This is a genomic window from Paenibacillus sp. JGP012, assembly GCF_014203995.1.
Classification (GTDB): domain Bacteria; phylum Bacillota; class Bacilli; order Paenibacillales; family Paenibacillaceae; genus Paenibacillus; species Paenibacillus silvae.
Window position 1 is genome coordinate 66,136 of the sequence record NZ_JACHKG010000017.1, and the last position, 17,968, is coordinate 84,103.

The following is a 17,968-nucleotide window of genomic DNA, read 5'->3' on the forward strand; positions in this document are numbered from 1 at the left end:
AACACCTCCGGCTGAATTAAGCAATATATCCCATGATCCGTTCAATGACCGTGACGCTGTTCTCCTCTGTACGGCAAATGATCAGAATGGTATCATCACCACAGATTGTGCCCATCACTTCAGTCCACTCAATATTATCCAGCAGTGCAGCAATGGAGTTCGCGGTTCCCGGCAAACATTTCATCACCACAAGATTGTTCGTGTGATCAATATGCAGGAAGTTATCCACCAGTGCACGCTTGAGCTTTTGAATTGGATTATAACGCTGATCCGTCGGTAAAGAGTATTTGTAGCGCCCGTCATCCATCGGGATTTTGATCAACAGCAGTTCCTTAATATCCCTTGATACCGTCGCCTGTGTAACCTGAAAACCCGATTGACGCAGCGCTTCAACCAGATCATCCTGGGTTTCTATTTCATTTTGACTAATAATCTCACGAATTTTGATATGTCGTTGTCCTTTCATACATGCCTCCAGTAAAATGTATTGCGATCAAGCGGCATTCCATCACCGCAAGCTGTCCTATGTCATATTTCGAGCATCCCTATTTCAAGCTTATTATATATTAGTCCATATCTTCCCCATCATACACGTCTTCCTGATAATCCATAAGCCTGATAACAATAATATCGGAATTTTCAAGGTCCACATACAGCAAACCTTCACATCCAGGATATAAGAGCAGATAAGAAAGGAAACGGTCCCTGACCGAAGGTCCGCTAAGTTCAAGCGGAAGTCTGCGGCGAGATGTTTTTACTAAATATCGGGCATCGTCACGCTCTGCAACATAATCAATGAACAGCCTGCTGTATAATACGGACTCATCCGCTTCAAAAGCTAAAGGAACCTTCATTTTGCCACCAATGACGTCATACCCACTCTCTTCAAGCAGTTCCAATGCAGGAGAAGGCTGAATATGTTCATTCAGCTGCAGCTCTGCCAGACTTACCGGAATGGGACGATTCACCCAGCTGCGCAGTCCAAAAAACAACCATACGATCAAACAGACAGCAAATACACCAATTACAATTGTGTCATATTGCCCGTTCATCACCGCTCACCTCGAAAACATATTCGAGATCAAACAGCAATTTTCCTTTATCCTGAAACATCTTTCCAGCGAAAAGAAACTCATCCTATGATGAGTTTCCCGTGAAAGTATGTGCCGCTTCCTTGGCTACCTCTTCTGCAAGTGCATCAAGTTCAAGTGAAGCCTTGTCGTTCTCTGGTTGTGCGGCCCCTGGTGCTTCCAGTCGCCAATGTGCGAGAAATTCAATGTTACCCTCACCGCCTGTAATGGGAGAGAACGTGAGCCCTTTTAGGGTTAAACCGAGCTGACTGGAAAAATGAAGCATCGTTTGCAATACATCCTTGTGCACCTTCCAATCACGTACAACCCCGGATTTTCCTACCTTGTCTCTCCCTGCTTCAAATTGCGGTTTGATTAATGCCACAATATCTGCCGGTTTCTGCAGCAGTGCTAACAGCGGCGGGAGAATAATCCGCAAGGAAATGAAGGATACATCGATGCTGGCAAAGTTTGGAACAGGTCCAAGCAAATCCTCAGGGGTGACGTAGCGGAAATTCGTACGTTCCATCACCGTGACCCGCTCGTCGTTTCGTAAGGACCAGTCCAGCTGATTGTACCCGACATCAATAGCATAAACATGGGATGCACCATGCTGAAGAGCACAATCGGTAAAACCGCCAGTGGAGGAGCCGATATCCAGCATCACAAGCTGATTCATATCCAGACCGAAGTGACGGATCGCTTTTTCGAGCTTCAGACCGCCACGGCCTACATAAGGATGCACAGAGCCTTTGACCTTGAGCTCCGCATCTCTTGGAATTTTCATACCTGCTTTTTCAATCGGCTCATTATTGGCATATACAAGACCCGCCATAATTGCAGCTTTTGCCTTCTCACGGCTTTCGTAATAGCCCTGCTCCACCAGCAGCACATCTATTCGTTCTTTCGGGAGTGACATGTCTTTCTCCTATCATTCTTTTCATTTTAAACTGCAATCAAGATGGAAAGCGTGTTTTGGACATTCCGTACGATGATTGTACCACCATTTTCCGAAGCTCATTGCACACATTCTCGACCGTAAGTCCAACTTCCTCACGCTGCTCCTTGATGCTTCCATGCTCGATAAACCGATCCGGAATGCCCATCAGATGCACTTGCACATCATGCATACCTTGCTCTGCATAGAATTCCAATACCGCACTGCCCATACTGCCAGCTTGGGAGGTTTCTTCAAGCACGATCAACTTTGTACCCCGCACAGCGAGATCACGCAGCATTTGCTCATCCAGCGGTTTCAGGAAACGTGCGTTAATTACACCAGCATTGATGCCTTCGCGTTTAATCACTTCCGCTGCTTCCTCGGCGAGCTGAACCATTGAGCCTGAAGCAATGATGGCGTAACCTTCAGCAGGCCGCAGCTGTTCCCACGTACCGATCGGAATAGGCACAAGCACCTCGTCCAAAGGTACACCGACCACATTGTTACGTGGATAGCGGTAAGCAATTGGTCCCTCATTATAATCAAGCGCCGTTTTCATCATATGGCGCAATTCGTTCTCATCTTTTGGCATCATCAGTACAATATTCGGAATGTGGCGCATGAACGCAACATCGTATACCCCCTGATGTGTCTCACCATCCGGTCCAACAAAGCCAGCACGGTCGATGGCAAATATAACATTGGCATTATGACGGCAGATGTCGTGCACAATCTGGTCATACGCACGCTGCATAAATGTCGAGTATACCGCATAGACCGGCTTCAAGCCTTCCATCGCGAGCGCCGCACACATCGTTGCCGCATGCTGCTCGGCAATACCAACATCAATCATTCGATCCGGGTAAGCTTTGCTGAATGGAATAAGACCCGAGCCTGTAGGCATTGCAGGTGTAACTGCAACAATCCTCTGATCCTCTTTGGCAAGCTCAATCAACGTCTGCCCGAATATCTCGGTATACATGGGCTTGCCAACCGCTTTCAGCACTTGTCCCGATTCAATTTTGTAAGGCGATATGCCATGCCACTTATGGGAATCTGCCTCGGCAGGCTGATATCCTTTCCCTTTGGTCGTAAGCACATGCACCAGCACTGGACCATCCACATTATCAGCCTGTTTGAACGCTTCAATCAATTGAGGAATGTCATGCCCGTCAATCGGTCCCAAATATTTGAACCCCAGCTCTTCAAAAAGCACACCGGGAACCATCATATATTTGACGCTATCTTTGATCCAGCTTGCCGACTTGGCCAGACGATCGCCAATGGCAGGAATTTTTTTGAGCATGCCCTCAACATCATCTTTGGCCTTCAAATAATGACGATCGGAACGAATTTTACTCAAGTATTTATGCATCGCACCTACGTTCGGCGCAATGGACATTTCGTTATCATTCAACACAACCATCATTTTACGCTGCTCATGACCGATATGATTAAGCGCTTCAAACGCCATACCCCCGGTCAGTGCACCGTCACCAATAATGGGAATAACCTGATTATCTTCACCCTTCAGATCACGAGCAAGAGCCATGCCCATAGCCGCAGACAGTGAAGTGCTGCTGTGACCAGCTTCCCATACGTCATGCTCACTTTCGTTCCGTTTAACAAATCCACATAGTCCATTGTGCTGGCGAAGCGTGTCAAAGCGATCCATCCGACCCGTTAACACCTTATGCACATAAGCCTGATGCCCTACGTCAAAAATCATTTTGTCCTTCGGACTATTATAGCAGTAGTGCAGGGCCACCGTGAGCTCAACCACTCCTAAGTTTGGTGCAAGATGCCCGCCTGTAACTGACAGCTTCTCAATGAGAAACTGTCGAATCTCTGCCGACAAAAGGGCAAGATCATCATGGGACATTGCCTTTAGATCACTGGGTTGTTTAATTTGTGGAAGCAGCACGAGAATCTCCCCGCTTTCCTAGAATGTTTGTTTATTTGTTGTATTTCACTGATATAACGTAATTAAATTTTCAATAACATTCAATCATTATACCATAAAAAAACAAGAATCATAATTTACGGCCTTGCGTCCGATCAGGAGCTCCCCGCTGCCGATTCATTTGCGAAGCTCTGAATTATGTATCCTTGAACTATGAGAAAAGAGGCTTTACTGGTTGGCATGAAAAGGCCATTACATTCATTACACCAATCATTTCTCATTGAATCAGTAACATTCATGCTATTGTCACGAATTAATGATCACGACTCATCAAGTAATCAGCAATCTCCATTAAACGTGAAGCATCAGGCAGCTCCGCACGTTCAAGAGCATCCTTGGCTGATTGTGTGAGCGACTTCACTTCTGCAATAGAGGCTTCCATGCCGATAAAGTACGGATAGGTTACCTTCTGCTGATTCACGTCACTTTGTGTTTTTTTGCCCATCTTCTGCTCATCACCCGTCAGATCAAGAATATCATCCTGAATCTGGAATGCCAGGCCGAGATCACGTCCAAACACTCGCAGCGCTTCAAGCTGACCTTCTGTTGCCCCGCCGATACGCGCGCCTGCAAGGAGTGAAAAGACAATCAGGTCTCCTGTTTTATGCAAATGAATATACTGGAGCTGTGACAAATCAGTCATCCCCTGCTCGCCTTCCATATCGGCCACCTGTCCACCGACCATACCTCTGGCTCCCGCAAGCTCTGCCAGGTCCTCTACAATGGACAATAAAGCATCTGCTCTCACTCCGCTTTGACGCCCCGCCTGAACAATACTGTAAAAAGCATGCGTCAACAGAGCATCTCCTGCAAGTATAGCTGTTGCCTCACCGAAAACTTTGTGATTCGTTAATTTTCCCCTGCGATAGTCGTCATTATCCATAGCAGGCAGGTCATCGTGGATCAAGGAATACGTATGAACCATCTCCACGGCGCAGGCTGCCGGCATCGCAGCTTTACGCTCCGCACCGAAGGCTTCCGCCGCAGCAACGACCAGAAGAGGACGAAGGCGTTTGCCTCCGGCCATCAAAGAATACTGCATCGCTTCCGTCAGCGAACGCGGCACATCCCAGTGCTCAGGAACAATATGCTGTAGCGCCTCGGTAACTTCACCAGTAATCTCCTGAAGATATTCATCGAATGAAGCGCGGTTACTCATGAAGCTCACCGCTCTCATCATCCGCCGTACCAAAAGGCTTCTTGCGAAGCTCCCCATCTTCTTCTACGATCATCTCGATCTTGCGTTCCACCTGTTCGAGCTTCAGACCACACAACTGGGACAGTTTCATCCCACGCTGAAACAGATCAATTGCCTGCTCGAGAGGAACATCCCCATGCTCCAACTGACCCACGATGTCTTCCAACGCCGCCATTGCCTCTTCAAAATTCAGTTCCGGTTCATTTGCCATGGATGTTGTCGTCCTCCTTCATTCCCCAAACCTGACAGTCGAGCTGCCCGTCCGCTAATTTGATCTTAACTGAATCTCCCGGCTGCACATCTTTTAAGGATTTGATCAATCGCTGCTCATGCTCGTCATACACGAGACTATAACCGCGAGACATTACTTTCAAAGGGCTAAGTGCATCAAGATGCCGAACCGATGATTTCCATTGCTGCTGCTTGCTGCGTGTGATCGATCTCATCGCCAGTTCAAGCTGCTTGCGCGCTGCCGCATGATCGCGACGCGCTGAATTCACCTGTTCCCGAGGATTAAAACGCTGTAGCGCTGCACGCAGGCGTTCCTGCTTCTCCACGGTCCACCTCATGCGTGTATCCACACTGCGCTGCAAGCGCTGCTTCAGCATATCCAGACGCTCCGTGTGCTGCATTAACGTCCTGCGCGGATGCACCAGCACTGGAGAGCGCTGCAAGCGAGTCAGCCGTTCCCTATGATATACAGCACGCTGCTTTAGACTATTTTGCAGTTGCCGCTGTCTCTGAGCGATCTGTTCCAGCAGCTCTGCCCGATTCGGTACAGCGAGCTCCGCTGCCGCCGTTGGTGTCGCAGCGCGTAAATCCGCGGCAAAGTCTGCAATGGTGAAGTCCGTTTCATGCCCGACCGCCGAGATGACTGGAATGGCAGAAGCAGCAATGGCGCGAGCAACCATCTCTTCGTTGAATGCCCACAGCTCCTCCAGTGATCCGCCGCCCCGTCCTACAATCAGCACATCTGCTTCCTTCATAAAGTTTAAGTTCTGAATCGCTTTGACAATGGAAGGTGCTGCGCCCTTTCCTTGAACAAGCACGGGGTATAACACCACTTTCGCAGACGGGTATCTCCGCTGGAGTGTAATCATGATATCACGTACAGCCGCACCTGTAGGCGAAGTGACAACACCGATCGTTTGCGGATAGCGCGGAATAGGTCTTTTACGAGCCGCAGAAAAAAGCCCTTCCTCATCCAGCTTTTTTTTCAGCTGCTCATAAGCCAGATACAGACTGCCTATGCCATCCGGCTGCATATGTGTGGCGTAGAACTGGTACTGACCATCCCGTTCATATACCGAAACATTACCACGCGCAATAACCCTTGCACCCTCCTTCGGTACAAAGGGCAATCGCTGATTATGAGAAGCAAACATAATCGATTTGATTCGGCTGTCCTTATCCTTCAACGTAAAATACATGTGGCCGCTGGAGTGATGCGTGAAATTGGAAATCTCTCCGCGCAGCCAGACGTCCGACAGAACCTGATCCGATTCCAGCTTCATTCGAATATAACGGTTCAGGTCCTTGATTGAATAGATTTTCTGCTCTGCCACAGACAAATACCTATGCCAGTCCGTGAGCGCGTTTGGCCGCGATCAGCGTGTTCTGCATCAGCATCGTAATCGTCATTGGGCCAACGCCGCCAGGGACAGGTGTAATCGGGCCAGAGACCTCTTTGACACTTTCAAAGTCTACATCGCCTGCGAGTTTTCCATTATCCAACCGATTCATACCGACATCAATGACTACTGCACCCGGTTTAACGTATTCCGCGTCAACAAAGTTCGCGCGACCGATAGCGACAACAAGAATGTCCGCCTGACGTGTAATCTCTTTCATGTTGGCTGTACGGGAATGACACATCGTTACCGTCGCATTTTCACGCTGCAGGAGCAGAGATACCGGCTTGCCGACAATGTTGCTGCGACCGATTACGACCGCATGTTTACCAGACATTTCAATTCCAGTGCGTTTGATCAGTTCAATCACACCGGCCGGAGTGCATGGCAACAAGCTGTCATCGCCGATGACCAGATTACCAACATTAACAGGGTGGAAGCCGTCTACATCTTTCTCTACAGCGATCGCATCTATGACTGCCTTTTCCTCGATGTGTCCCGGGAGCGGAAGCTGCACCAGAATTCCATGAATGGATTCCTGTTTGTTAAGCTTGTCCACCAGAGCAAGCAAATCGGCTTGAGATGTGTTCGCATCCAAACGATGCACTTCGGAATAAAAACCGAGGTCATGACAAGCTTTTTCCTTGTTGCGTACATACACCTGAGATGCCGGATCTTCACCAACAAGCACAACTGCCAGACCAGGTACTCCCCCCTGTTCGCTAAGCCGTTTCACTTCTGCCGTCATGCTTGCGCGGAGCTCTTGGGATACTTCTTTGCCGTTAATAATAGATGCTGTCATTGTACTCTCTCCCCTATATGAACATATATTAGATAAAACGATCTGGATGTAATCTCAAAAGAAAGCTGGCCTGCCTGTTCTGTTCCGAACGCTGGTCAGGATAATTTCTGCTTGATGCTGTCTACTTCCTGAATCATACGGCCCAGCACACCATTAACAAACTTGCCAGACTCGTCCGTACCAAAATACTTGGACAGTTCAATCGCCTCGTTGACGGAAACTTTCGCCGGAACATCATCACGGAATACCATCTCATATGCAGACAAACGCAAAATTTGACGATCTACACGCGACAAACGGCTGAGCTGCCAGCCTTTCAAATAATCAACCAGCAAACCGTCAATGGCTTCCTTGTGACTCCATGTGCCCTGTACCATCTCGGTAACGTAGCTGCGCATCACGTCTTCATCACGAATAACTACTTCCGTTTCATTCTCTTCAGCCGCTTCATTGATGAGCATATTCACCGCTTCAGCTGCACTCACTTCATTCATTTCCATCTGGTACAGACTTTGTACTGCGATTTCCCTAGCCAAACGTCTTTTCATGTCCTGCCTCCTGCAGCGCTCCTCTCAGAGCGTCATCATGCTTATTTTAAATACAAGGCACCATTAGCTACCCTATTCAAAGGATACCCATGGTACTTCGCTTCTACTTGCGCTCTTTTCTCACAAAAAAACCTGCAAAACGTTTCCGCCGAAAATCGGGCAACTCAAACTAAAGTTCTATTTTCGGAAGAAACATATTGCAGGGCTCAGACAGGTTATTTGAACGGACGCCAGCGATCCCCAAGCCATTGCCGCAATTCCCCCCAGGGAATAAACGAGCCCAGCTTCGCATCGCTTCGTCTGCCAAACGTATAACCGATGAACACCAAGAGTGCAAAGAACAACATATCCCAAAAACCGATCCAAACATAAAGAAATCCTAACAAAATACCAAAAGCAACGCCAAGAATGCGGCCCTTGTAATTATCCCAAATCTCTTTCCACAACATCAGTGAAACTCACCTCATTCCACGCGACTCTTGTAGTTAGGCGACTGGGTTACATTAGCAATATACACGGTGACAAAAGAAACCGGAATGCCCGTAATCTCTTGCACATGATCGTGTATTGCCTTTTGCAGATCCGTTGTCAGCGCTGGAATAGGTGTCTCACCATCCACAACGGCCCGAATCTTGATCTCCAGTCCTGACTCCACCACGCGAATACGCGCTTTGACGTCACGTACGCCACGGAAACGGGTAGTTGCTTTCAAACAGAGGTTTTCAATCGTCTCCATCGAAATTTGCACATCCCCGAACTCGGTACGCTGATCCACAGACGGCAGCGAGCCGCGCTCACGCCGAATCGAGATGTAGAAAAAACGCAAACTCAGGACAAACAAAATCGCTGCTGCGACAATCGAGGCCACAATCACGTTTTGTTCCTGCTGGTAATTCAATTCGTATGGCAGCACACCGCTAATCAGTAAAATGACCGCCGCCGATATTGCTCCTACGCTTATGCTGTATATAAACAACAGAAGCCGATCCAGTATTTTAGCCACGAACTGCACAGCCTCCCTTGCTCACTCACATTGCTAAACCTGCTGAAGGGTAGGACAAGCATAGCTTTGTCCAGCCAAAGCAGAATCCAAGACCTGTCCAAGACGGGATAACCCCCGGCAAGGGTGCCGGGGGAATCTGTCTCTTTTTATTTTACACGCTGCGTGTTCAGGTCAACTTCTTCCACTTTTTCAGGGTTCTTGAACTGAACGTCGTGAATATGCACATTCACTTCATTCACGCTAAGACCCGTCATATTCTCAATGGAGCGCTTCACGTTTTGTTGAATTTCAGTTGCTACCTGCGGCAGACGGTATCCATATTCGATAATTACGGAAACATCGACTGCTGCTTCGCGTTGACCTACTTCAACCTTAACCCCTTTGGACAGGTTTTTACGGCCCAGCAGCTCCGCGAATCCGCCAGCGAATCCACCGCTCATGCCTGCAACACCTTTCACTTCCACTGTTGCGAGTCCAGCAATCACTTCAATAACTTCAGGTGCGATCTGGATTTCACCGATATCCGTACGTTCAAATTCAGTCGGTAGTGTACTCATAAATGTTTAACACACCTTTCGCGAGATAAGTTTGCGGCCATCCGTCAGGGCGCCGGTTCATATTCAACAGTTCCAGAACCCTTCCGGTCCGGCTTTACCGGAACTCCTGCAGCCTTCCGCTAATGCGGGCTTATCCTGTGCAGGAGACATGCGCTCTTATTATTACATACTATATCATTTGAGCTGGTTTATGACAAACAAGCCCAATATGACTGTTAAATCTCGTTTTCCTCAAGAAATTTAATATCAAAATCTCCGCGAATAAACGTTGGATGATCCAGCAGTTTTTGATGGAACGGAATCGTGGTGGAGATGCCTTCGATCGCAAACTCTGCCAGTGCACGCTTCATCTTGGCAATAGCCTCTTCTCTGGTTGCTCCCCATACGATCAGCTTCGCAATCATGGAGTCATAGAAAGGCGAGATCGTATACCCGGGATATGCCGCACTATCCACACGAACACCAGGACCACCTGGCGCAAGATAGAATCCGATTTTACCAGGTGAAGGCATGAAATTACGCTCAGGATCCTCTGCATTAACCCGGCACTCGATCGACCAGCCATTGATAACAACGTCTTCCTGACGGAAAGAAAGCGGATTGCCTTCTGCCACAGAAATCATTTCACGGATCAGGTCAACGCCCGTTACCATCTCGGTTACAGGGTGTTCCACCTGAATACGTGTATTCATCTCCATGAAGTAGAACTCTCCAGTTGGACTGAGCAGGAATTCCAGCGTACCTGCTCCGGAATAATTGACAGCAAGCGCCGCACGGACAGCTGCTTCTCCCATCAGTGTACGCACTTCCTCATTCAGCACAGGGCACGGGGCTTCTTCTACGAGCTTCTGACGACGGCGCTGAACCGAGCAGTCACGTTCGCCAAGATGCACGGCATTGCCATGTTTGTCGGCCATGATTTGAATCTCGACGTGTTTCATGCCTGTCAGGAATTTCTCCAGATATACACCGGCATTGCCGAATGCCTTCTGAGCTTCCTGCTGAGCAGCCGTGATCTGTTTCACCAGCTCTTCCTCGTCTTCGGCAATACGAATGCCTTTGCCACCGCCACCTGCGGTAGCTTTGATAATAACAGGATAACCGATATCCCGGCCAATCATAATCGCTTCTTCCGTTGTTTCAACAAGACCATCCGAACCAGGGATAACAGGCACGCCTGCATCCTTCATCGTCTGCTTCGCAACCGCCTTATCCCCCATCTTTGTGATCGCTTCCGGTGATGGACCGATGAATGTAATGTTGCAGGAACCACAGATTTCTGCAAAGTCAGCATTCTCCGCCAAAAAGCCGTAACCCGGATGGATGGCATCACATTCCGTTAACGTAGCTACACTCATCAGGTTTGTGAAATTAAGATAACTGTCCTTGGACAGCGTTGGTCCGATACAGTAAGCCTCATCTGCCAGACGGACATGCAAGGAATCCTTGTCTGCTTCCGAGTAGACAGCTACTGTCGATATGCCGAGTTCGCGGCACGCACGAATAATTCGTACAGCAATCTCTCCGCGATTGGCAATCAATATTTTATGAAATTTCATTTGGTTATTGTCCTCCTTCGAAGCTCATGCGGCTGCTGTTCGCCTGTTATAACAGGTTATTCCGGTTTTACCAGAAACAGAGGTTGTCCATACTCGACAAGCTGTCCATTCTCAACCAGCACTTCAACGATTTGTCCCTTGATGTCAGCATCAAGCTCGTTCATCAGCTTCATCGCCTCGATGATGCATACCGTTGTTTTCTCAACAACTTTATCACCCACGCTTACAAAAGGACCTGCTTCCGGTGAAGAGGCTCTGTAAAACGTACCCACCATCGGAGATACAATTTTATGTAAATGACTTGTTGTATCGACTTGCGGAGCAGGCTCGCTCACAACTGCTGCAGGCTGTACCTGTTGCTGCTGAGGAGCAGCGATCACTTGCGGCTGGATTGCAGCAGCTTGCACAACCTCCGTTTTGCCTGGCTTGCGGATCGACAGACGTGATCCTTCATTTTCAATTTCCAATTCCTGAACGGAACTTTCATCCACCAATTTAATCAATTCTTTAATTTCGCTCAATTTAAACATTTCCATTATTCACTCCTTCGGCATCATGCCAGTCTCACGAGGACGGTCATATGGCTTTATGTATTATATCATAATCATTAAAAATGGAAAGAGCCCGAGAGTCGAACGAGCTCCCGGTGCCCTTATCACATTACTGATTATTGTTCCGTGACATATTGCACACTGATTTTATTTTGCGATACAGACAGTTCTTTCATGACCAGATCAACGATCGAAACCGCTTGTTTTACGTCCAGCTTGTCACTTAACACGACCACTTTGTACTTGTCAGCTTCCTCCTGCACGATGGCATTGGCATACTGCTGGGACAAGGTTTCCTCGATACCTGTAATTTTGGCCTGCTTATCTTCAAGTGCCCGAATCTGCTCTGTTGCCTTTGCATTTTCTTCCGGTGTTTTACTTAAATCACCCGCCACCGTCGCCAGTTCCTCATACAGACGATTGTTGCTTTCCTCACGCTGCCACTGGTAATTCTGGAATTGACTGCTGGCCGATACTGCCGTGTTTTGCTGTTCCATCTCTTTGAGCACTTCCTCATCCGTCTTGGCTGCGTTGCCCTCAGTTTTACCTTCTGTTTCAGGTGTCGCAATCGTGCCTTTTTCCTCGGTTGCTTCCGATTTTTTGCCGCTCTCCCCTTCAGCAGCCCCCTGCTCTCCTGCCGGTGTTTTCTCCGTATTCCCTGCTTCCTGTCCCTCTGCACCCGCCGCGTTACCAGCCGGATCTGCTGCTCCAGCATCATCAGTAACCTGTCCGCCATTCACAACCTCATTGATGACCAGTCCTTCTGTAGGGTCCATAATTCCAGCTGTCTCTTTCGCTTCCCCCTGTTTCATGCCATCCACTTGCTGGCTGTCAGCCACGGGTGGGTTTACAGGCCCTGAATCTTCAGTAAAGAGATAGTATGCGGACAAAATAACCATCAGGCTCAGCATGGAGACAAGCCATATCGTTTGACGTTTGTTATTCATTTAGAACATCCTCCTCAAAATAGGGTTGATTCTGGCGGATCGAGCTTGTGTCTCAAAACTCATAGGTGAATGATTTCAATCCTGTTTGCGCGGAACGACCGAAATCCGGTAGGCCGCAACATTCAAACCTTTTTCAACAGCATCTGTTATCAAATCCTTGACCACCTTGTTCTCTGCACCTCTAGCGACCACCAGCACACCACGTATTTGCGGTTTCAGCTTTTTGGTAACGATCGGCGTCTGATCCCCTGATATCTCATACGTAATGATCTCCCCGTCCCGGGTGTACTGTGTCATATGTCGCTTCCCGCCATTGGCATCCGTCTCCTCGGTAAGCTGCTGTGAATCTTTAACGTTTCGCTGCACGACCAGTTCTTCCGTGGAATCGACGGTAACCATGACATCAACCGTGCCTACACCAACGATATTTTCCAGAATACCTTTCATTTTGTCTTCAAAAGCAATCTCGATGGCCTGAAAAGGATTCTCTTCCAGCAGATCATTCTGCATAGTCGACATTGAAGTTGCCTGCTCAGGCGGCTCACGGCCGATATTCTCGGAATCAATTTTTTTAACGTTGACAAAAGAATTAAACAGCATGATCCCTACTCCGATCAGCCCTAAAATGATCAGCCAGCGGAAGGTCTGGCTTCGCTTTGCTCCATTTTCCCCGCCGCCCATCCAGGTTTCCAGCTTTTTGAACCACCGTTTCATCGATTCCCCTCCTTCTCCGCGCTGTTACAGCACTTCAGCATGTTTGGTTTCCGTCACCTGCACTTGACTCGCATCAATCTTCCATTGCTCGGTTAGCAGCGTAATAATCTGGATAGCATGTTCAGATCGTGAAGCGCTGGTTGGCTGTGTATCATTGCTTTCATCCGAGTTCCGTGCAGCAGCTGGCTCTGACGTTTGATTGGTGGCTGACTCCGACGTTTGATGAGTAGATGTAGGGTTACTGTTTGAAAACTGATCTTGTGACTCCACCTGCACCTTGGAAATTTCTATCGGCTGAATCTGGATCGGCTGAGACCCTGGCTGATTTGCCTCAGCTTCATCCGTTTCATTTGTGGCAAAGATCGGTTGATCCACCTGTGCAGCCTCGCCTGATTCCTTCTTCTCCACCCCCGCCATCTGTACTACAACACGCTGAATGACAGGTAGATCAACCGAAGAAGCGATTTCCGCGTCAGTACTTTGTTTTTTCATCGCCAGCTGCACCTCGACAGACTGCACCTTCGCCCCGGTTGTATCCTCAATCTGTCCTTTCATGACGTTAGCCAGCTCCTTTGCCGTCCATTGCAGGGACTGCTGCTGCTCGTTTGCCTGCATGTGTCTTCCCTTCGCCAGAATCTGCTCCAGTGTTGCCTGACCATCTGACGGTGCATCCATTGCAGACATCGCTCGTTTCAGCTCTCCTATCGGATCACTTCGCAGCAATTTGGTAATCGGTGACAGCAGGGTTAGCAGAATAAGGAGGCTCAGCACAAGCTTGACGTAACGCTCCATGGAGCGATTTGGAAGCAGCATGTCTACAAATGTCGCTAACAAAACGATCATGATCAGGTCCTGCAGCCAGCTGCTCAGCCACCCCATCCTCACCAGCCCCTTTCTGTCTGCAATCATTTATCGCATCATGACGGTCAGATTACCTGCGGTCAGTAAAATGGTAATTGCGAGAAAAAACATCATGCCAACCGCCGCCAGTGCGGCGAAGACATAGATCATGCTTTTGCCAATGGCTTGCAGGCACTCCACAATGGGGGTATCTCCAAGCGGCTGCATAATGGCTCCGGTCACGTTGTAGATTAAGGCCAGCGCCAGTATTTTGATTGCCGGAAAAGCACACAGAAACAAAATAATGATGACACCTGTCAGCCCAATCGCGTTTTTGACCAGCAATGATGCGGTTATGACCGTATCTGTTGCATCTGCAAAGGTTCTGCCTACCACAGGCACGAAGTTTCCAGCAATGTATTTGGCCGCTTTTAAGCTGATGCCATCTGCAACAGACCCCGATGCTCCTTGTACTGAAATCACACCAAGAAACATCGTAAGCAGAATACCCAGCAAGGCTACGCTGATATTGCGCAGCAGATCCGCCATCTGTGTCAGCTTGTACTTGTCTGAGATTGAGCTCACCAGATGCAGCACGGCTGAGAAAAAGAGAAGCGGGAATACCAGCAAATGAATGAGCGTGCTTACCATATGGATCATAAATATGATCAGCGGGTGCGTTACGGATACGGTAACGACATTTCCCATAGAGGCCAGTAGTGTAAATAAAAGCGGGACCATGGCCATCATAAAGTTGATCATGCTTGATATGGCTTCTTTGGCATAACCGATCGCAACGCTGAAGCTGTTGATCGCAATGATAATAATGACCATATAACAGATCGCATAAGCGATTTTGCTAATATTATTTTTCTCAAAGGCAGTCTGCAGCGTCTCCAGAATCATGCTGAGCACCGTTAACATGACAATCGTGACCAAAAGTTTGCCGTTATATAAAACTTCATGAAGCATAAATTTTCCAATCGCAGAAAATACCGCTTTTAGACTGAATCCCTCATTCCCGGGAATCAGCATGTCCATGAAAGATGGCGTCTTGCCTTCTGGAAAAAAACCGCCGTATTGCTTCATAAGCTGATCCCAGTATTTCTCCACCTGATCCTTCGGAAGCTGATCGGCCTGCTGCTGCATCCACTCTTTCGAAGGTGCACTGGCTGTGATCTGCCCGATCATGCCAAACATCAAACAAATCATCATCACCATCATAAGGTGCCAGCGCGGCTTGTCATGCAGAGATTTCATCGGTTGTCCGCACGCCCTTTCTACACCGGCATCAGTTTCATGACGGTTTCAATAATAATGCTGATGATTGGAATCGCCAGTACGAGAATCAATACCTTGCCAGCCAGCTCAATTTTGGATGCAATGCTTTCCTGACCCGCGTCCCTGACAATCTGGGCGCCAAATTCAGCAATGTATGCAATGCCTATAATTTTCAGAACCGTTTTGAGATAGATGCTCTCCATGCCCGAATGTTCGGCAAGACGCTTGAGCACTTCGATAACGGCTCCAATCTTGCCAATCAGCAGCATGAAAATGACCACACCGGCTGCTGCCGCAATCAGAAAGGCAAACATCGGCTTCTGTTCCTTGATGACAAGAATCAGTACGGTTGCAATGAGTGCCAGACCAACAACTTGAATAATCTCCACGGGTCACCACCATCCGGCTTCATGACCGTTCTTATTGAAAAAGAAATATGGATTTAATCTCTTGCAGCAGGCTGTCCAGCATACGGACGACCATAAACAATACAACGACAAATCCGATGACGGTCACCCAGTGAGCCATATCTTCCTTTCCCATTTGTTTCAGCACCGTATGAATCATCGCGATAATGATTCCAATGCCCGCAATTTGAAAGATTGCGTTCACTTCTAAATTCATGACCTTGGCACCTCGCTATCCCGGCTATTTCAGAAGATCAGAATGACGATTAACGCTCCGACAAGCATCCCCAGGCTGCGGCTCATCCGTTCGTATTTCACTTGATCGGCCTGTGCGCGGGATTCCTCATGCATAAGTTGCTGTATAGCTAATGAAATGTGTTTGGTCTGATCCTGACGATCACTGGTGCCAAGGCTGAAGCTCAATTGCATCATGACTTCACGCTCGTCTGACTTCATAGCCGATCTTCCCCACGCCTGCTCAACACCAGCTTGAAGGCTCTCTCTGGCCGTGAGCCCGAGCGGAGGTTCCATCTGTGATGCGGCGTGCATAAACAGAGTCCTCACCGGTTCTTTCGTCTGTGCACCCATCTTGCTCATCGCATCTGGAAGCGGCGTTAGACCATAATTAATCTCTGTCATCAAACGCTGGAGTGCAGCGATTAATTCTCGAAGTTGCCTTGGGCGCAATGCATATTGTCTGGCCTTATAAAAGCCTGCAAGCGAGCTGGCGATCATAATCAGCACTGCACCAAACATGTTAACCAAAGGCTTCACCTCCTGCTCCGGCATGCTGCAACCCTCGCATCTTGCCGTCAGCCAGTTTGAAGCTCATGCCCCGGCTCGTCCGTTGCAGCAGCACATATCGCTGAAACATCTGCTCGGTTATCAGCGTTCTCAGTGCAGGTCTGGCCGACAGTTCTGCCAGATCCCGGCCGTGTGCAGTTGCGATGACGGAAACACCTGCATGCAGAGCCTCCATCACAGCTTCGGCATCCTCCGGACGGCCAATCTCGTCCACAATGAGAACATCCGGCGACATTGAGCGAAGCATCATCATCATGCCTTCTGCCTTCGGGCATCCATCCATGACATCTGTCCGCGGTCCGACATCAAATCCGGGCACTCCCTTGTAACTCCCGGCAATTTCAGAACGTTCATCCACGATGCCGACCTTTAGTCTCGGACGTACACCTTGTCTCATATCGTTACCGGACGTCAGCTTCGTACCACTGCTGATCTGTCTTGCCAGATCACGGAGCAATGTTGTCTTTCCCTGCTGAGGTGGAGACAAGATCAACGTATGCAGCACTTGCCCGCTATTCATGTCCACCAGATAAGGAAGAACCGGGTCAGCGATGCCTTCGACTTCGCGGGCTACCCGAACGTTGAACCCGTTAATATCCCGTAAATATTCTACACGCCCTCCACTCAGCACTGTTCGACCGGCAAGGCCAATTCGATGCCCACCGGGAATCGTGATGAAACCTTTTCGCAGCTCTTCTTCCAAGGTGTACAGGGAATGATTACTTATGAGATCAAGCAGTCTATGAGTTACTTCCTTCTGGGGAATATACGCCTCTTCCGGTTTACCCGTCATCGCGCCTTCTGCGGTAAGAAAGTGGTAGGTGTTTCCCGCATTAATCTCCAGGGGCCTGCCTTCCCGGATGCGGACTTCTTCCACTTTGTCCAATTGGGCAGGTGGCATTCTGCCTAAGATGGTTCGGATCGGTTCCGGAAAAAGGTCCCTCCATTTCACTTTCATGTGTCGGCTCCTCCAACTTTGTCATTCATCTTATTTTTCATCTCTGACGTTTGTTCATATCTCAAGTTTATGCCTGTACATTCATTTTATGACGCTGAAATCTATCATTTCTTTTGAACTGTAAAATTAAGAGACGTCACTTCTTCTCCATGCCAAAAAGCCAAAACAGGAAAGCATCGTTCATGCTTCCGGCTT

The 17,968-nt window shown here is 48.6% G+C and carries 22 protein-coding genes; all 22 read right to left on the minus strand.

All coding sequences use genetic code 11. The annotated features are described in order from the left end of the window. Window positions 1-16: 16 nt before the first annotated feature. The 22 genes from ahrC to spoIIIAA all read right to left on the minus strand — a co-directional run bounded on the left by ahrC (window position 17) and on the right by spoIIIAA (window position 17,773). On the minus strand, window positions 17-466 hold the full coding sequence (ahrC, locus tag HNR77_RS19400; protein WP_111269641.1) for a transcriptional regulator AhrC/ArgR: 450 nt from the start codon (window positions 464-466) through the stop codon (window positions 17-19). Between the two features lie 100 nt (window positions 467-566). Continuing rightward, window positions 567-1,052, minus strand: a complete 486-nt coding sequence (locus HNR77_RS19405; RefSeq protein ID WP_184187875.1) for a hypothetical protein — start codon at window positions 1,050-1,052, stop codon at window positions 567-569. Window positions 1,053-1,137: 85 nt separating this feature from the next. Further along, on the minus strand, window positions 1,138-1,989 hold the full coding sequence (locus HNR77_RS19410; RefSeq protein WP_184187877.1) for a TlyA family RNA methyltransferase: 852 nt from the start codon (window positions 1,987-1,989) through the stop codon (window positions 1,138-1,140). Window positions 1,990-2,026: 37 nt separating this feature from the next. Then, window positions 2,027-3,934 (minus strand): 1-deoxy-D-xylulose-5-phosphate synthase, encoded by a 1,908-nt coding sequence (gene dxs, locus HNR77_RS19415; RefSeq protein ID WP_184187879.1) that lies wholly within the window; start codon window positions 3,932-3,934, stop codon window positions 2,027-2,029. Window positions 3,935-4,226: 292 nt separating this feature from the next. After that, window positions 4,227-5,132 carry a polyprenyl synthetase family protein gene (locus tag HNR77_RS19420; RefSeq protein WP_397367159.1) on the minus strand — a complete coding sequence of 302 codons (906 nt, stop codon included), beginning with the start codon at window positions 5,130-5,132 and terminating at the stop codon, window positions 4,227-4,229. Beyond that, window positions 5,125-5,382 (minus strand): exodeoxyribonuclease VII small subunit, encoded by a 258-nt coding sequence (gene xseB, locus HNR77_RS19425; protein ID WP_111269645.1) that lies wholly within the window; start codon window positions 5,380-5,382, stop codon window positions 5,125-5,127. Before xseB ends, HNR77_RS19420 begins: the two co-directional genes overlap by 8 nt. Beyond that, window positions 5,372-6,736, minus strand: a complete 1,365-nt coding sequence (gene xseA / locus HNR77_RS19430; RefSeq protein WP_184187882.1) for an exodeoxyribonuclease VII large subunit — start codon at window positions 6,734-6,736, stop codon at window positions 5,372-5,374. The genes xseB and xseA overlap by 11 nt, the downstream gene beginning before the upstream one ends. A gap of 10 nt (window positions 6,737-6,746) precedes the next feature. Continuing rightward, complete coding sequence (gene folD, locus HNR77_RS19435) at window positions 6,747-7,604, minus strand: bifunctional methylenetetrahydrofolate dehydrogenase/methenyltetrahydrofolate cyclohydrolase FolD (RefSeq protein ID WP_184187885.1); 858 nt, start codon at window positions 7,602-7,604, stop codon at window positions 6,747-6,749. Window positions 7,605-7,699: 95 nt separating this feature from the next. Then, entirely contained in the window at window positions 7,700-8,152 is a 453-nt protein-coding gene (nusB, locus tag HNR77_RS19440; RefSeq protein ID WP_145403920.1) for a transcription antitermination factor NusB, read from the minus strand. 215 nt (window positions 8,153-8,367) lie between these two features. After that, on the minus strand, window positions 8,368-8,601 hold the full coding sequence (locus HNR77_RS19445) for a DUF2273 domain-containing protein (protein ID WP_145403921.1): 234 nt from the start codon (window positions 8,599-8,601) through the stop codon (window positions 8,368-8,370). Between the two features lie 14 nt (window positions 8,602-8,615). Next, a complete protein-coding gene (amaP, locus tag HNR77_RS19450; RefSeq protein WP_111269650.1) occupies window positions 8,616-9,155 on the minus strand; it encodes an alkaline shock response membrane anchor protein AmaP in 540 nt (179 codons plus the stop codon). Between the two features lie 146 nt (window positions 9,156-9,301). After that, window positions 9,302-9,712, minus strand: coding sequence for an Asp23/Gls24 family envelope stress response protein (locus tag HNR77_RS19455; protein ID WP_111269651.1), 411 nt, complete (start codon window positions 9,710-9,712; stop codon window positions 9,302-9,304). Window positions 9,713-9,927: 215 nt separating this feature from the next. Continuing rightward, a complete protein-coding gene (accC, locus tag HNR77_RS19460) occupies window positions 9,928-11,271 on the minus strand; it encodes an acetyl-CoA carboxylase biotin carboxylase subunit (protein WP_111269652.1) in 1,344 nt (447 codons plus the stop codon). A gap of 56 nt (window positions 11,272-11,327) precedes the next feature. Next, entirely contained in the window at window positions 11,328-11,801 is a 474-nt protein-coding gene (gene accB, locus HNR77_RS19465) for an acetyl-CoA carboxylase biotin carboxyl carrier protein (protein ID WP_184187888.1), read from the minus strand. 137 nt (window positions 11,802-11,938) lie between these two features. Further along, window positions 11,939-12,769: a SpoIIIAH-like family protein gene (locus HNR77_RS19470; protein ID WP_184187891.1), complete on the minus strand. Its 831-nt coding sequence runs from the start codon at window positions 12,767-12,769 to the stop codon at window positions 11,939-11,941. 75 nt (window positions 12,770-12,844) lie between these two features. Further along, a complete protein-coding gene (gene spoIIIAG, locus HNR77_RS19475; protein WP_184187894.1) occupies window positions 12,845-13,483 on the minus strand; it encodes a stage III sporulation protein AG in 639 nt (212 codons plus the stop codon). A gap of 24 nt (window positions 13,484-13,507) precedes the next feature. Beyond that, complete coding sequence (gene spoIIIAF, locus HNR77_RS19480; protein WP_184187897.1) at window positions 13,508-14,362, minus strand: stage III sporulation protein AF; 855 nt, start codon at window positions 14,360-14,362, stop codon at window positions 13,508-13,510. Window positions 14,363-14,392: 30 nt separating this feature from the next. Continuing rightward, on the minus strand, window positions 14,393-15,547 hold the full coding sequence (spoIIIAE, locus tag HNR77_RS19485; protein ID WP_397367182.1) for a stage III sporulation protein AE: 1,155 nt from the start codon (window positions 15,545-15,547) through the stop codon (window positions 14,393-14,395). A gap of 56 nt (window positions 15,548-15,603) precedes the next feature. Continuing rightward, the gene (gene spoIIIAD / locus HNR77_RS19490) at window positions 15,604-15,993 is read right to left on the minus strand and encodes a stage III sporulation protein AD (RefSeq protein ID WP_184187903.1); all 390 of its coding nucleotides are present in this window, start codon (window positions 15,991-15,993) and stop codon (window positions 15,604-15,606) included. A 31-nt stretch (window positions 15,994-16,024) separates the two neighbouring features. After that, window positions 16,025-16,228, minus strand: coding sequence for a stage III sporulation protein AC (gene spoIIIAC, locus HNR77_RS19495; protein ID WP_017687585.1), 204 nt, complete (start codon window positions 16,226-16,228; stop codon window positions 16,025-16,027). Window positions 16,229-16,257: 29 nt separating this feature from the next. Further along, entirely contained in the window at window positions 16,258-16,776 is a 519-nt protein-coding gene (gene spoIIIAB / locus HNR77_RS19500) for a stage III sporulation protein SpoIIIAB (RefSeq protein ID WP_184187906.1), read from the minus strand. Next, window positions 16,769-17,773 (minus strand): stage III sporulation protein AA, encoded by a 1,005-nt coding sequence (spoIIIAA, locus tag HNR77_RS19505; protein WP_184187908.1) that lies wholly within the window; start codon window positions 17,771-17,773, stop codon window positions 16,769-16,771. Before spoIIIAA ends, spoIIIAB begins: the two co-directional genes overlap by 8 nt. Between the last annotated feature and the right edge of the window lie 195 nt (window positions 17,774-17,968).